Here is a 14,218-nt window from a genome sequence, read left to right as displayed (position 1 = left end):
TGAGTGGCAGCACCTTCTAGTAAACCGCCGCAGGAGGCTTCCAGTGCGTATCGCCGTCCCCCGTGAAATCAAGAGGCACGAATACCGGGTGGCGCTCACCCCGGCGGGCGTGCACGAACTGACTGGGCGCGGCCACGACGTCTTCGTCGAGACCGGCGCCGGCCTCGGCTCGTCGATCACCGACGAGGAGTACGTCGCCGCGGGCGCGAAGGTCCTCGCGACGGCGGAGGAGACCTGGTCCGAGGGCGAACTCGTGCTCAAGGTCAAGGAGCCGATCGCCGAGGAGTACCCGCGGCTGCGGCGCGACCAGGTGCTGTTCACCTACCTGCACATCGCCGCCGACCGGCCGCTGACCGACGCGCTGCTGGCCGCGGGCACCACCGCGATCGCGTACGAGACGGTGCAGACCCCGAACCGCGCGCTGCCGCTGCTCGCGCCGATGTCCGAGGTGGCCGGGCGGCTGGCGCCGCAGGTCGGCGCGTTCTCCCTGATGAAGCCCAGCGGTGGCCGCGGCGTGCTGCCCGGCGGGATCCCCGGCGTGCACCCGGCTCGCGTGGTCGTGATCGGTGGCGGTGTCGCCGGTCTCAACGCGGCGCGGGTCGCGCTCGGTCTCGGCTCGGACGTCGAAATCCTCGACACCAACGTCGACCGGCTCCGCCAGATCGACAACGACTTCGGCGGCCGCATCCGCACGGTGACCTCGAACGCGCTGTCGGTCGAGCAGGCCGTGCTGGAGGCCGACATGGTCATCGGCGCGGTGCTCGTGCCCGGCGCGAAGGCGCCGAAGCTGGTCTCGAACGAGCTCGTTTCGCGGATGCGTCCCGGCAGTGTGCTGGTGGACATCGCGATCGACCAGGGCGGCTGCTTCGCCGACTCGCGGCCGACCACGCACGACGAGCCGACCTACAAGGTCCACGAGTCGGTGTTCTACTGCGTCGCGAACATGCCGGGCGCCGTCCCGCGTACGTCGACCTACGGGCTGACGAACGTGACGCTGCCGTACGCCGTCCAGCTGGCGGACCACGGCTGGCAGAAGGCGCTGCAGGCCGACGCTTCGCTGGCGAAGGGCCTCAACACCCACGATGGCGCCCTGACGAACGCCCCGGTCGCGACCGCGCACGGCCTGCCCGCCACCGAGCTGGCCACCGTCCTGGCCTGACCCCCAAGCCACACTCCCACGCGAGGGACCTTTGCCACCCCAGTGCGAAGGTCCCTCGCTCCTTTTCTCGTGAGTGGTAATGATGGTTAGAACCGTCATTACCACTCACGAGCCCACCACTCACCGAACCCTTCACGCGCTCTGGCCCCACACACTCCGGGACCTTCACGCGCTCTGGCCCCATCGCTCACCAGGCCAGGGCGCTCTGCGCCCGAGGCCGACCCACCCGCCAACCGCGGCCGGCCGCACCGTGGGGGCTCCGGGGGCTCGGCCCCCGGGAGATACGACGAAGCCCCACCACCGCGAAGGTGCGCAAGCACCGAGCAGGGTAGGGCAAAGGGGCTGAGGGCGGCCCGCTCAACCAGCCTGGGGGTCACTGGGAGCGGGCCGCCTCCTACATCGTAGGTAATAAGTCGCCGTCGCGCTGCATGGGGCTGCGATGTCGTCCGAATTATTTCTTCACAGACCATCGCCGGGGTCGGTGAATTTTCGCGCTCCAGGGCGCAAAACCAGTCGTCAGCGGCCATTCGGCCCAGTGTCGGCTGCGCTGAGGGATGGAACCGTCACCGCGCTGAACGTGACGAAGGTCGCTTTCGGCGGATTGCCCCCTTCCGCGAGTGCGGACTCACCGGGTGAGGCAGGATGTCGCGTGATCGGCCTTCGTCAACAAAAGGGGACGGTATGCACGACGGCAGTGGCCGCATCGCGGTGCAGAACCTGAGCAAGCAGTTCGGTGCGGTCAACGCGGTCCAGAATCTGAGCTTCACGGTGGAGCCGGGTTCGGTGACCGGTTTTCTGGGGCCCAACGGGGCAGGGAAGACCACGACGCTCCGGATGCTGCTCGGGCTGGTGACGCCCACGAACGGCACGGCGACCATCAACGGGCGTCCGCACGACCAGCTGGGGAATCCGGCCAGGGTCGTCGGCTCGGTGCTGGAGAACGAGGGCTTCCACCCGGGACGTACGGCGCGGAATCACCTGCGCGTGTACTCGGCGGCGATCGGGATGCCGGATCGGCGGGTGGACGAGGTTCTCGGCCTGGTCGGCCTGTCGTCCGCGGCGGACCGCAAGGCGGGCGGGTTCTCGCTCGGTATGCGGCAGCGGCTGGCGCTGGCGACGGCGTTGCTGGGGGACCCGCAGGTGCTGGTGTTGGACGAGCCCACGAACGGTCTCGACCCCGAAGGCATCCTGTGGCTCCGGAACTTCCTGCGCGCCTACGCGCAGGAAGGGCGCACGGTGCTGGTCTCGAGCCACCTGTTGAACGAGGTGGAGCAGACGATCGACCAGGTCGTGATCATCAGCCAGGGCATGACGCGCTACAACGGCTCGCTGGACCAGTTGCGTAAGAGCAATCAGTCGCGCGTGCTGGTGCAGTCGGCGGACGCGAACGGTTTGGTCGCGGCGATGCAGGAAGCCGGCATCACGCAGGTCTCGCCGATGCCGGACGGCCGTGTCGCGGTCTCCGGTGCGACGGTGCAGCAGATCGGTGACATCTCCGCCAAGGCGAGCATCGCCGTCTACGGCATGCAGGAGGAGACCGCGGATCTGGAGCGGATGTTCTTCCAGCTGACCCAGGGGCAGTACGCCGCGCCTCAGCCCGGCATGCAGCAGGGCCCGCCTCCGGGCTACCAGGGTCCGCCCCCGGGTTATCAGGGCCCGCCGCCCGGGTACCAGGGTCCGCCGCCGGGCTATGCCCCGCAGAACACCCCGCCGCCCGGATTCGCGCCGCCGAACACGCCGCCGCCCGGGTTCGCTCCGCCGCAGCAACAACAGCAGCAGTTCCAGCAGGGCCAGCAGCCCCAGCAACAGCAGTACCAGCAGGCGCCACCTCAGCAGGCGCAGCAGCAGGGTCAGAACGAGGGCTGGGGAGGCCAGGGCTGATGGGCAACCTGATCAAGGCGGAGTTCCGCAAAACGCTCACGCTCAAGGCGTGGTGGGCGCTGATGATCCCCGCGGTGGTCTTCGCGTTCGCGTTCGCCCTGTTCTGGGGCATGATCACCAACGACTTCAGCGACTTCCTCGGGCGCTCCGACACTCGTGAACTGACCGAAGCGCTCGGCATCTCGACCGGCGAACTGCCCGTCGGCCTGCTCGCGCTCGGGCACGGCATCAACATCGGCACGATGATCCCGATCATCTTCGGTGTCTTCGCGCTCGCCGGTGAGTACACGAAGAAGACGATCACGACGACGTTCCTCACCGCCCCCAACCGGGTTTCGGCGTTGAGCGCGAAGATGATCACCTACGTCGTCTGGGGCGCGATCTACGGTGTGATCATCGTGGCCGCGGCGAGCCTCGGCACCGTGATCACGGTCGACAGCGAACGCCTGCCCACTGCCGGTCAGTGGCTGGGGGTGCTCGGCGCCGGTGTCCTCGCGACGATCCTCGCGACCCTGTTCGGTATCGGTGTGGGCGCGGTGTGGCGCAGTGTGGTCGGCAGCATCATCACGCTGACCATCTGGATGCTCGTGGTCGAGAACGTCCTGGTGTTCGTCATGTTCGGCGCCGCCGACGTCACCTGGCTTGGCGGCGTCCTGCCGAACGGCACGGTCAACGGCATCGTGGGCGCCATCGGCGCGGAAGCGTTCGGTGCCGCCGGCGTGAAGGTGCCGGGTCTGCAGGACGAGACGGCGTGGGCGCTGCAGTACGCGGCCGGCGCTCCAGGCGCGTTCTCGTGGTGGGCTTCCGCGCTCATCTTCTTCGGCTGGACGATGATCTTCTTCCTGGCGGGCTGGGCCGTGAACCAGAAGAAGGACATCACGTAAGTCACCGTCCACACGCGCCATGAAAGGTCCTTTCCTTGCAAAATTTGCAAGGAAAGGACCTTTCATGGCATTCGGCCCTGCGCGAACCCGCCGGGCTTGTCGGTGCCGGCACCTAGGCTGGCGGGGTGACTACTGCTCCACCTCGCCCGCGTCAAGCCAGCACGGCTCGCGAGACGGCCCCGGTGCCCACCGGAGGCTGGATCCGCCGGCTGGCCGCTTCGTGCTGGAAACATCCCTGGCTGGTCGTTCTGTCGTTGGGCGCGGCGATCATCGGCGTCGGGCTGCAGGCCGCGGCTCCCCTGTTGATCCGCGAGGCGCTCGACGACGCCGTCGCGGGCGACACTTCCCGTCTCGGTCTGCTCGCCGCCGTGATGGCGGTGCTGCAGGTGCTGACCTTCGGCAACGCCTTCGCCCGCCGGTACGTCGGCGGACGGCTGGCGCTGGACGTCCAGCATGACCTGCGCCGCCAGGTGTTCAACGCGGTCTCCCGGCTCGACGGCGGCAAGCAGGACGCGTTGCGCACCGGCCAGGTCGCCTCGCGCGCGATCTCGGATCTGCAGCTGGTCACCTCCGTCCTGATGCAGGTGCCGCTCTCGGCGGGCTCGGTGATCTTCGCGCTGCTGTCACTCGGCGCGATGCTGTGGATGTCGCCGACGCTGACCCTGATCGCGATGGTGGTCGCCCCGGCGATCGCGATCATCATGGCGGTGAGCCGGAAGCGGCTGTTCCCCGCGACGTGGGCAGCGCAGCAACGCGCGGCCGATGTCGCTCAGCAGGTCGAGGAGACGGTCACCGGCGTCCGTGTGGTGAAGGGCTTCGGCCAGGAAGCACGCGAAGTCGCGAAGCTGGAAAACACGGCGAAGAAGCTTTTCGCCGAACGCATGCGCTCGGCACGGCTGTCCTCTCTGCCGACGGCCACGACGGCCGCGCTGCCCGCGGCCGGTCAGGTCGCGGTGCTGGCGGTCGGCGGCGTTCTCGCGCTGAAGGGCGAGATCAGCCTGGGCACCTTCCTCGCGTTCGCGACCTACCTCTCGATCCTGATCGGTCCGGCACGGATGATCTCGAGTCTCATCGTCCAGGCCCAGCTGACCAGGGCCGGAGCGGAACGGGTCAACGAACTGATCGACGCGCAGCCGGACGTCGTCGACAGCCCCGACGCGCGGCCACTGCCCGACGGACCGCTCGGCGTCCGGTTGGAAGATGTTTCCTTCGGCTACACGCGGTCGGATCCCGTACTCGACGGGCTCACTCTCGAGGCGCGGCCGGGTGAGACGCTCGCGCTGGTCGGCACGGCCGGTTCGGGGAAGTCGACGATTTCGCTGCTGCTGCCCCGGTTCTACGACGTGCACAGCGGTTCGGTCCAGGTCGGCGACCTCGACGTCCGCGACGTTCGCCAACACGACCTGCGCAGTGTCATCGGCGTGGTCTTCGAGGAGGCGTTCCTGTTCTCCTCGTCGGTGCGCGACAACATCGCCTACGGCAGGCCGGACGCGAGCGACGAAGAGATCAGGGCGGCCGCGCGGGCGGCGGAAGCGGATGAGTTCATCCAGCGGCTCCCCGACGGTTACGACACCCTCGTCGGCGAGCGCGGTCTGACCTTGTCCGGCGGCCAGCGACAGCGGCTCGGCCTGGCCAGGGCGTTGATGACCGATCCGCGCGTGCTGGTGCTCGACGACGCGACCTCGGCCATCGACACGGTCACCGAAGCGGCGATTCACGACACGCTGCGTTCGGTCACCGCGAGCCGGACGACCCTGCTGATCGCGCACCGCCGCTCCACCCTGGCCCTCGCCGACCGGATCGCCGTCCTGGACAAGGGCCGGGTCGTCGACGTCGGCACCGAGGAGGAACTGCTGGCGCGGTGCCCGCTGTTCCGCGAACTCGTCGCGGGGCCGGGCGACGACGTCGAGGAACCGCATCGCTGTGAGGGCCTCGACTGCGGCCCTACGGGGATCACCCCCGCCCTGTGGCCACAGCAGGAAGACGCCGACGAAATGGCGGGCGAGCGGCGGAAGGCCAGCGGCGGCGAATGGGAGGTCGACCTCCCGCCGAGCGGCGAACTCCTCGAAGGCGTCCGGAAACTGCCGCCCGCCAAGGACACCCCGCGGCTGCCGGGCACGGACGTCACCGCGCCCGAACCGAGGTTCCGCCTCGGCCGTCTGCTGAAACCGGTGCGGGGCCCGCTCGCCGTGGTGATCGGACTGGTCGCCGCCGACGCGCTGGCCACCATCGCGATGCCCGCGCTGTACCAGTACGGCATCGACAGCGGGGTACGCGCCGGAGCGGAAGCGGTGATCTGGCTGGCCGCCGGAATCGGCGCGCTGGTGATCCTCGCGGACTGGCTGGTGGTCTACCTCCAGACCAAGATGACGGCGCGGGTCGGCGAGACGGTGCTGTATTCGCTGCGCGTACGCAGTTACGCGCATCTGCAACGGCTGGGGCTCGACTTCTACGAACGCGAACTGTCCGGGAAGATCATGACCCGGATGACGACCGACGTCGACGCGCTCTCCACGTTCCTGCAGACCGGCGTCGCGCAGGCGGTGGTGAGCGCGCTGACCTTGGTCGGTATCGCGGCGGCGTTGATGATCACCGACATCGGGCTGGCCGCGTACGCGCTCGCGGTGCTCCCCATCCTCATCGTGGCGACGGTGATCTTCCGCCGCGCCTCCTCGAAGGCGTACACCGAAGCGCGGGAACGTGTCAGCGTGGTCAACGCGGACATGCAGGAGAACGTCAGCGGGCTGCGGGTCGCGCAGGCGTACACGCGCGAAGAGCGGACAGCGGAGAAGTTCGCCTCCCGCAGTGACGAGTACCGGCGTTCACGGCTGCGCGCACAACGCTATGTCGCGACGTACTTCCCGTTCGCGGCGATGCTTTCCGGACTCGCCGAGGTCGTCGTGCTGATCGTCGGCGCGAACCGGGTCGCCACGGGCACCCTGTCCGCCGGTGTGCTGGTGGCGTTCCTGCTGTACCTGGGCCAGTTCTTCTCGCCGATCCAGCAACTGTCGTCGGTCTTCGACGGCTATCAGCAGGCGAGGGTCGGCCTGTCCCGCATCGGCGATCTGTTGCGCACCCCGACTTCCGTTCCCGAAGCGGAGAACCCGGTCACGGTCCCGGAGAGACTGCGGGGTGAGGTTTCCTTCAAGGACGTCGATTTCGCGTACACCGCGTCGGACGAGCCTGCGCTGACACGGCTTTCGCTGGAGGTTTCGGCAGGCGAGACCGTCGCTTTGGTCGGGGCGACGGGCGCCGGGAAATCGACGGCGGTGAAGCTCGTCGCCCGGTTCTACGACGCGACAGGCGGGGTGGTCCGGATCGACGGGACCGACATCCGCGAATACGACCTGGCCGCCCTGCGGGCGCGGATGGGCGTGGTGCCGCAGGAAGCGCATCTGTTCTCGGGGACCGTCGCGGACAACGTGCGCTACGGCAAGCCTTCCGCGACGGACGCGGAGGTCGAGGAGGCGGTCCGGTCCGTCGGCGCGCTCGACGGCGTCGCGGCCCTCCCCGCCGGTTTCCATCAGCCCGTCGGTGAACGCGGACGGTCGCTTTCGGCCGGGCAGCGGCAACTCGTCGCCCTCGCCCGCGCCGAACTCGTCGACCCGGACATCCTCCTGCTCGACGAGGCGACCGCGGCCCTCGATCCGTCGACCGAGGCCACCGTCCTGCGCGCTACGGAACAGCTCGCGCGCCGTCGCACGACGTTCGTCGTCGCGCACCGCCTCGCCACCGCCGCCAAGGCCGACCGGATCGTGGTGCTGGACCACGGCCGGATCGTCGAACAGGGCACACACACCGAACTGGTGGCGGCCGGTGGGCACTACGCGCGCCTGTGGTCCCTTGGCTGACGACGATGCCCGGCATTTAGTCCTCTAAATGCGGAGCATCGCGGGCGGGCGGGATGGTGGCCTGGGTGAGGTGGCACCGCACTCGCGTGCTCGAACACGGGTCTCGCGTGCTTGAAGGCGTAACTCACGTGCTTGTGAGCCGTAACACCCGAGTGCGGGATCCAGGCACGCGAGTTCCGTGTCTGAGCACGCGAGTTATGCCTCCGCTCTGCCCGCCACCCCGGCAAACAGGCCGCCCTCGGGCCGCTGAAGCACCGCTCCAGATGGAGCGAATCCGTCGATCACTATGTCGACAAATTCCGGCTTAAGAGCGCCAAGTGAGGCCGCTCATCCCGGCGGCCTCCAAGTCCCGCGCCGAAGCCCATCGGAAGGTCCCCGGCCGGACGTGCACCCCGGCCGTCACCGCCCAGTCCGGTTCGTCGGGCTCGACGTGCTCCATCTCCGCGAAGTCGGAGAGCGTCGGCCACACCGCGCGGCACGAGTCGCACATCAGCACGACCTCGCCGGATTCGGTGACCAACGGGCGCACGCGCCCCTCGTCCCAGAACGATGGACACTCGTCCAGCCACATCGTCTGCCATCACCTCACGGGCGACCGGCGGCCGGCCCGACACCGGCCGCATCCTTCACCCAGCAAACCCCGCCGACGTGAACTCCAGGCTCTCCTCCGGCGACGACTTCGCCAAGCTTGACCGACGAAACAGCGACCTGACCTGCACAGATGGCGACGGCGATAGCAAAGGTCCCCCGCTCCCCCGAGCAGCCGCGACTCCCGTCCAGGGGTGGCTCATTTTCGATCTCTTGATCGAGACAGTGACCCATCACCTAGTGCGCCACGCCTCACACAGGCCAGTTCCATCACACGGCCGCCACCGAGGGGGTTAGCCTGGTAGGCGCATCAGCGGTGTTCAAGATCTCGAGACGGATAGAGGCGAGTCCAAGCCGTGTCCAGCAGCAGCCCTGCGTCACAATTCGGCCCCAACGAGTGGGTCGTCGAGGAAATGTACGACCAGTTCCTCGCCGACCCCACCTCAGTCGATGCCGCCTGGCACGACTTCTTCGCGGACTTCAAGCCAACGCAGGCCGCACAGACGAAGGCTGACGACGCACGTCAGACCGTCAAGGATGGCCCGGGCACCAACGGCCAGGCCTCCACCCCGTCGCCGCAGACGGTCCGCAACGCCGAATCCACCGCGAAGCAGACCGCTCCGAAGACAGAGGCGAAGAAAGCCGCGCCCGCGAAGCCGGCCCCGAAGACCGAAGCCAAGGCGGCCGCGCCCAAGGCGGCTCCCGCCAAGGCCCCGGCGAAAGCTCCCGCCAAGCCGGTCGAAAAGGACGCCGAGCCGGAGTCCAAGCAGCTCCGCGGCGCGGCCGCGGCGATCGCGAAGAACATGGACGCCTCGCTGTCCGTGCCGACGGCCACCAGCGTGCGCGCCGTCCCGGCGAAGTTGATGGCCGACAACCGCATCGTCATCAACAACCACCTCAAGCGCACGCGCGGCGGCAAGATCTCCTTCACGCACCTCATCGGCTACGCGATGGTCCGTGCGCTGAAGGACTTCCCGAACATGAACCGGCACTACCAGCTGATCGACGGGAAGCCGTTCGCGGTCACGCCGGAGCACGTGAACTTCGGTCTCGCGATCGACATGAAGGGCAAGGAAGGCTCCCGCACGCTCGTCGTGGCGTCCATCAAGGCCACCGAGAACATGACCTTCATGCAGTTCTGGCAGGCCTACGAGGAGATCGTCAAGAAGGCCCGCACCGGCAAGCTGACCGCCGACGACTTCGCCGGCACCACGATCTCGCTGACCAACCCCGGCGGGATCGGCACCAACCACTCGGTGCCGCGGCTGCAGGCCGGTCAGGGCGCGATCATCGGCGTCGGCGCCATGCAGTACCCGGCGCACTTCGAGGGCACCAGCGAGAAGGCCCTGGTCGACCTCGGCGTCTCGAAGATCATGACGCTGACCTCGACCTATGACCACCGCATCATCCAGGGCGCGGAGTCGGGCGAGTTCCTCAAGCGCATCCACGAGCTGCTCCTCGGTGAAGACGGCTTCTACGACGACGTCTTCACCAGCCTGCGCCTGCCGTACGAGCCGATCCGCTGGGTCGCCGACATCCCGGACGGCCCGGTCGACAAGACCGCGCGCGTGATCGAGCTGATCGACGCCTTCCGCATGCGCGGTCACCTGATGGCCGACACCGACCCGCTCAACTACCGGCAGCGCAGCCACGCCGACCTCGACGTCCTCTCCCACGGCCTGACCCTGTGGGACCTGGACCGCGAGTTCCCGGTCGGCGGCTTCGCCGGCCAGGAGCGGATGAAGCTGCGGGACATCCTCGGAGTGCTGCGTAACTCCTACTGCCGCACCGTCGGCATCGAGTACACGCACATCCTCGACCCCGAAGAGCGCCGCTGGATCCAGGACCGCGTCGAGATCCCGCACGAGAAGCCGGACCCCGCCGTCCAGAAGTACGTGCTCTCGAAGCTCAACGCCGCCGAGGCGTTCGAGACCTTCCTGCAGACCAAGTACGTCGGCCAGAAGCGGTTCTCCCTCGAAGGCGGCGAGACGGCGATCCCGCTGCTCGACACGCTGCTGGACAAGGCCGCCGAGTACGAGCTCGACGAGGTCGTCATCGGGATGCCGCACCGCGGCCGCCTGAACGTGCTCGCGAACATCGTCGGCAAGCCGATCGCGCAGATCTTCCAGGAGTTCGAGGGCAACCTCGACCCGGGCCAGGCGCACGGCTCCGGTGACGTGAAGTACCACCTCGGCGCCGAGGGCAAGTACTTCCGCATGTTCGGCGACGGCGAGACCAAGGTGTCGCTGACCGCGAACCCGTCGCACCTGGAGACCGTCGACCCGGTCCTCGAAGGCATCGTCCGCGCGAAGCAGGACATCCTCGACAAGGGTGGCGAGGGCTTCACCGTCCTCCCGGTCCTGATGCACGGCGACGCGGCCTTCGCGGGCCAGGGTGTCGTGGCCGAGACCCTGAACCTGGCGCTGCTGCGCGGCTACCGCACCGGCGGCACCGTGCACGTCATCGTCAACAACCAGGTCGGCTTCACCACCGCGCCCGAGCACTCGCGTTCGAGCCAGTACGCCACCGACGTCGCGAAGATGATCGGCTCGCCGATCTTCCACGTGAACGGCGACGACCCCGAGGCCGCGCACTGGGTGGCCAAGCTGGCCGTCGACTACCGCCAGGCGTTCCACAAGGACGTCGTGATCGACCTGATCTGCTACCGCCGCCGCGGCCACAACGAGGGCGACGACCCCTCGATGACGCAGCCGGCGATGTACGACATCATCGACACGAAGCGTTCGGTCCGGAAGACCTACACCGAATCGCTGATCGGCCGCGGCGACATCTCCGTCGAAGAGGCCGAGGCCGCGTTGCGCGACTTCTCCAGCCAGCTGGAGCACGTGTTCAACGAGGTCCGCGAGCTGGAGAAGCACCCGGCGAAGGCCAGCCCCTCGGTCGAGGAGGAGCAGCAGGTCCCGGCCAAGGTGCCCACGGCGACCACCACCGAGGTCATCGAGCGCATCGGCGACGCGTTCCTCAACGTGCCCGAAGGTTTCACTCCGCACCCGCGGGTCAAGCCGGTCATGGAGCGCCGCCACAAGATGTCCCGCGAAGGCGGCATCGACTGGGCGTTCGGTGAACTGCTCGCCTTCGGTTCGCTGGCCATGGAGGGCCGCCTGGTGCGGCTGTCCGGCCAGGACTCCCGCCGCGGCACCTTCACCCAGCGCCACTCGGTGCTGATCGACCGCAAGAACGGCCAGGAGTACTCGCCGCTGGCGAGCCTGGCCGACGGCCAGGGCCGCGTGATGATCTACGACTCGGCGCTGTCCGAGTACGCGGCGGTCGGCTTCGAGTACGGCTACTCCGTGGCCAACTCCGAAGCGCTGGTCATGTGGGAAGCGCAGTTCGGTGACTTCGTCAACGGCGCGCAGACCGTCATCGACGAGTACATCTCCTCCGGCGAGGCCAAGTGGGGCCAGCTGTCGGACGTCGTGCTCCTGCTGCCGCACGGCCACGAAGGCCAGGGCCCGGACCACACCTCCGGCCGCATCGAGCGTTTCCTCTCGCTGTGCGCGGAGGGCTCGATGACCGTCGCGGTGCCGTCGACCCCGGCGAACTACTTCCACCTCCTCCGCCGCCACGCTCTCGACGGAGTCAACCGGCCGCTGGTGGTCTTCACCCCCAAGTCGATGCTGCGCAACAAGGCGGCGACTTCGGCGGTCGAGGACTTCACCGGCCAGTCGAAGTTCATGTCGGTCATCGACGACGCCGTCGTCGACCCGTCGAAGGTGCGCAAGGTCCTGCTGACGTCGGGCAAGCTGTACTGGGAACTGGTGGCCGAGCGGACGAAGCGGGAGGCGGACGACATCGCGATCGTGCGCGTCGAGCAGTACTACCCGCTGCCGAAGAAGAAGCTGGTGGCGGCGCTCGAACGCTACAACGGCGCGCCCGCGGTGTGGGTACAGGAGGAGCCGGAGAACCAGGGTGCGTGGCCGTTCTTCGGTCTGAACCTGCCGCGGAAGCTCCCTGAGGTGTTTTCCAGCCTGGACGTCGTCTCGCGGCGCCCGATGGCGGCACCGTCGGCCGGTTCGTCCAAGGTGCACGAGGTGGAGCAGAAGGCGCTGATCGCGCGGGCGTTCGACTGATCGTCTGAGTAGTACATGAAGGCCCCCTTCCTTGCGCCCAGCGCAAGGAAGGGGGCCTTCATGTACTTGGGGTGTCGAAACCGGTGGGTCCCGTTCGTGTAGGGGTAAACGAACCGAAGGAGACACCATGAAGACCCTGCTCGACGGCCTCAAGCTCCCCGAATCCGCCCGCTGGCACGACGGCCGTGTCTGGCTGGCGAACTGGGGTGGTGGTCAGATCCTCGCCGTCACGCCCGGCGGCGAGAGCGAACTGATCGCGAACGTGCCGACCGCGATGCCGCTCACCTTCGACTGGCTTCCCGACGACCGCCTTCTCATCGTCGACGGCCCGAACGCCCGCCTGCTCAACGCGGATCTGAGCACCTACGCGGAGCTGAGCCCGGTCGCCTCCCTCTGGAACGAGGTCGTGATCGACGGCCGCGGAAACGCCTTCGTCAACGGGATGAACGACTTCCAGGCGCCCGGCTTCATCGCCGTCGTCACTCCCGACGGTGAAGCACGCCAGGTCGCCGACGGGATCCTGTTCGGCAACGGCATGGCCGTCACGCCCGACGACAAGACACTGATCGTCGCCGAGTCGTACGGCAACCGGCTCACCGCCTTCGACATCGCCGACGACGGCTCGCTGTCCGGACGACGCGTATGGGCCGACCTCGGCGGCGATCACCCCGACGGCATCAGCCTCGATGCCGAAGGCGCCGTCTGGTACGCCGACGTGGCGGGCAAGTACTGCGTCCGCGTCCGTGAAGGTGGCGAAGTGCTTCAGAAGGTCGAAGCCGACCGAGGCTGTTTCTCCTGCGCGGTCGGCGGCGAGGACGGGCGTTCGCTCTATGTCCTCGCCGCCGAATGGCACGGTTGGGAGAACCCGTTCGGCGACGGGCCGACAGGGCAGGTCCAGGTCACCAAAATCGGCTAACCGATCGCCTCGGAGGTCGCCTTCGCGACCTTCAGGGCGTTCTCCTTGCACAGCTCCTGGTCGAGCGTCCCGGACGGGTCGGAGCCGGTCACGATGATCTCCGCCTCCACGTTGCCCTGGTGGAACTTGATCTGGCACTGGCTCGTGGAACTGAGCTTCGCGTGCACGGCCTTGGTCGCCTTGGCCATGCCGGGGATGACCACACCGCCGTCCTTGACGGCGTTCTCGACCCCGGCCTTGGCCCAAGCTTCACCGGCGCCGGAACCCGGCTCCTTCGACTTCGACAGGTACATCCCCACCGTCGCCGAAGGCGCGTTGGCTTCGCGCCAAGAGCAGAACGAGCGGGTGTAGGTGATCTCGTTGTTCGACGTGCTCGCCGGCTCCTCGCCCTTCGGCGCTTCGAGCGGCGGCAGGTTCCGCACCCCGCTCCCGATCTTCTGGCAGGTGGGCATCGCGGAGTACTTGTCCGGCGGCCCGGTCTTCTTGGACGAGGTCGGCGACGCGGACGAAGACGATCCTGAATCGTCGGACAGCAGCAGGAAGGCCGCGACCCCGCCACCGCCGAGCAGCACCACCGCGCCGACGGCGATCCCGACGATGAGGCCGGTGTTCGACTTCTTGGGCGGGGGGCCGTATCCGGGCGGCGGATACCCCGGATATCCCTGCGGCGGATACGGCTGCTGAGGTCCCTGGTGATAGGGCGGTCCGGGCTGCATGCGGAGAGGTTAAAGCCTCGCGAAGGTCCTTAGTGGACGAACGCGGCAACTGGGGGCCGAATCACCCTCCGGATACGGGGAGGCCCCCTTCCCAGCAGGAGGAAGGGGGCCTTCACGTACTCCAGGGGTGGA

Annotated in this window: 8 protein-coding genes; 6 read left to right on the top strand and 2 right to left on the bottom strand. The window is 68.2% G+C overall.

The genetic code is table 11. The features are described 5' to 3' along the window. Window positions 1–43 precede the first annotated feature (43 nt). From ald to ACZ54P_RS26790, 4 genes are all read left to right on the top strand, one after another. Entirely contained in the window at window positions 44–1,159 is a 1,116-nt protein-coding gene (ald, locus tag ACZ54P_RS26805) for an alanine dehydrogenase (RefSeq protein WP_465464326.1), read from the top strand. A 681-nt stretch (window positions 1,160–1,840) separates the two neighbouring features. Next, window positions 1,841–3,040, top strand: a complete 1,200-nt coding sequence (locus ACZ54P_RS26800) for an ABC transporter ATP-binding protein (protein ID WP_465464325.1) — start codon at window positions 1,841–1,843, stop codon at window positions 3,038–3,040. After that, window positions 3,040–3,924: an ABC-2 transporter permease gene (locus ACZ54P_RS26795; protein WP_465464324.1), complete on the top strand. Its 885-nt coding sequence runs from the start codon at window positions 3,040–3,042 to the stop codon at window positions 3,922–3,924. The genes ACZ54P_RS26800 and ACZ54P_RS26795 overlap by 1 nt, the downstream gene beginning before the upstream one ends. 125 nt (window positions 3,925–4,049) lie before the next feature. Next, window positions 4,050–7,775: an ABC transporter ATP-binding protein gene (locus ACZ54P_RS26790; RefSeq protein WP_465464323.1), complete on the top strand. Its 3,726-nt coding sequence runs from the start codon at window positions 4,050–4,052 to the stop codon at window positions 7,773–7,775. 304 nt (window positions 7,776–8,079) lie between these two features. Here the strand turns inward: ACZ54P_RS26790 and ACZ54P_RS26785 are convergent, their stop codons facing one another. Further along, complete coding sequence (locus tag ACZ54P_RS26785) at window positions 8,080–8,304, bottom strand: hypothetical protein (RefSeq protein ID WP_465464322.1); 225 nt, start codon at window positions 8,302–8,304, stop codon at window positions 8,080–8,082. 415 nt (window positions 8,305–8,719) lie between these two features. Here ACZ54P_RS26785 and ACZ54P_RS26780 point away from each other — a divergent pair, with 415 nt between their 5' ends. Both ACZ54P_RS26780 and ACZ54P_RS26775 read left to right on the top strand, forming a co-directional pair. Further along, entirely contained in the window at window positions 8,720–12,454 is a 3,735-nt protein-coding gene (locus ACZ54P_RS26780; protein ID WP_465464321.1) for a multifunctional oxoglutarate decarboxylase/oxoglutarate dehydrogenase thiamine pyrophosphate-binding subunit/dihydrolipoyllysine-residue succinyltransferase subunit, read from the top strand. Window positions 12,455–12,581: 127 nt separating this feature from the next. Then, complete coding sequence (locus tag ACZ54P_RS26775; protein WP_465464320.1) at window positions 12,582–13,370, top strand: SMP-30/gluconolactonase/LRE family protein; 789 nt, start codon at window positions 12,582–12,584, stop codon at window positions 13,368–13,370. On the opposite strand, the gene ACZ54P_RS26770 is transcribed toward ACZ54P_RS26775, so the two are convergent. Then, entirely contained in the window at window positions 13,367–14,086 is a 720-nt protein-coding gene (locus tag ACZ54P_RS26770) for a hypothetical protein (protein WP_465464319.1), read from the bottom strand. The genes ACZ54P_RS26775 and ACZ54P_RS26770 overlap by 4 nt on opposite strands. Between the last annotated feature and the right edge of the window lie 132 nt (window positions 14,087–14,218).

This window comes from Amycolatopsis sp. NPDC034160, from assembly GCF_055575355.1.
The sequence above is the reverse complement of the archived record's forward strand: the minus strand, read 5'-3'. Positions and strand labels throughout refer to the sequence as shown.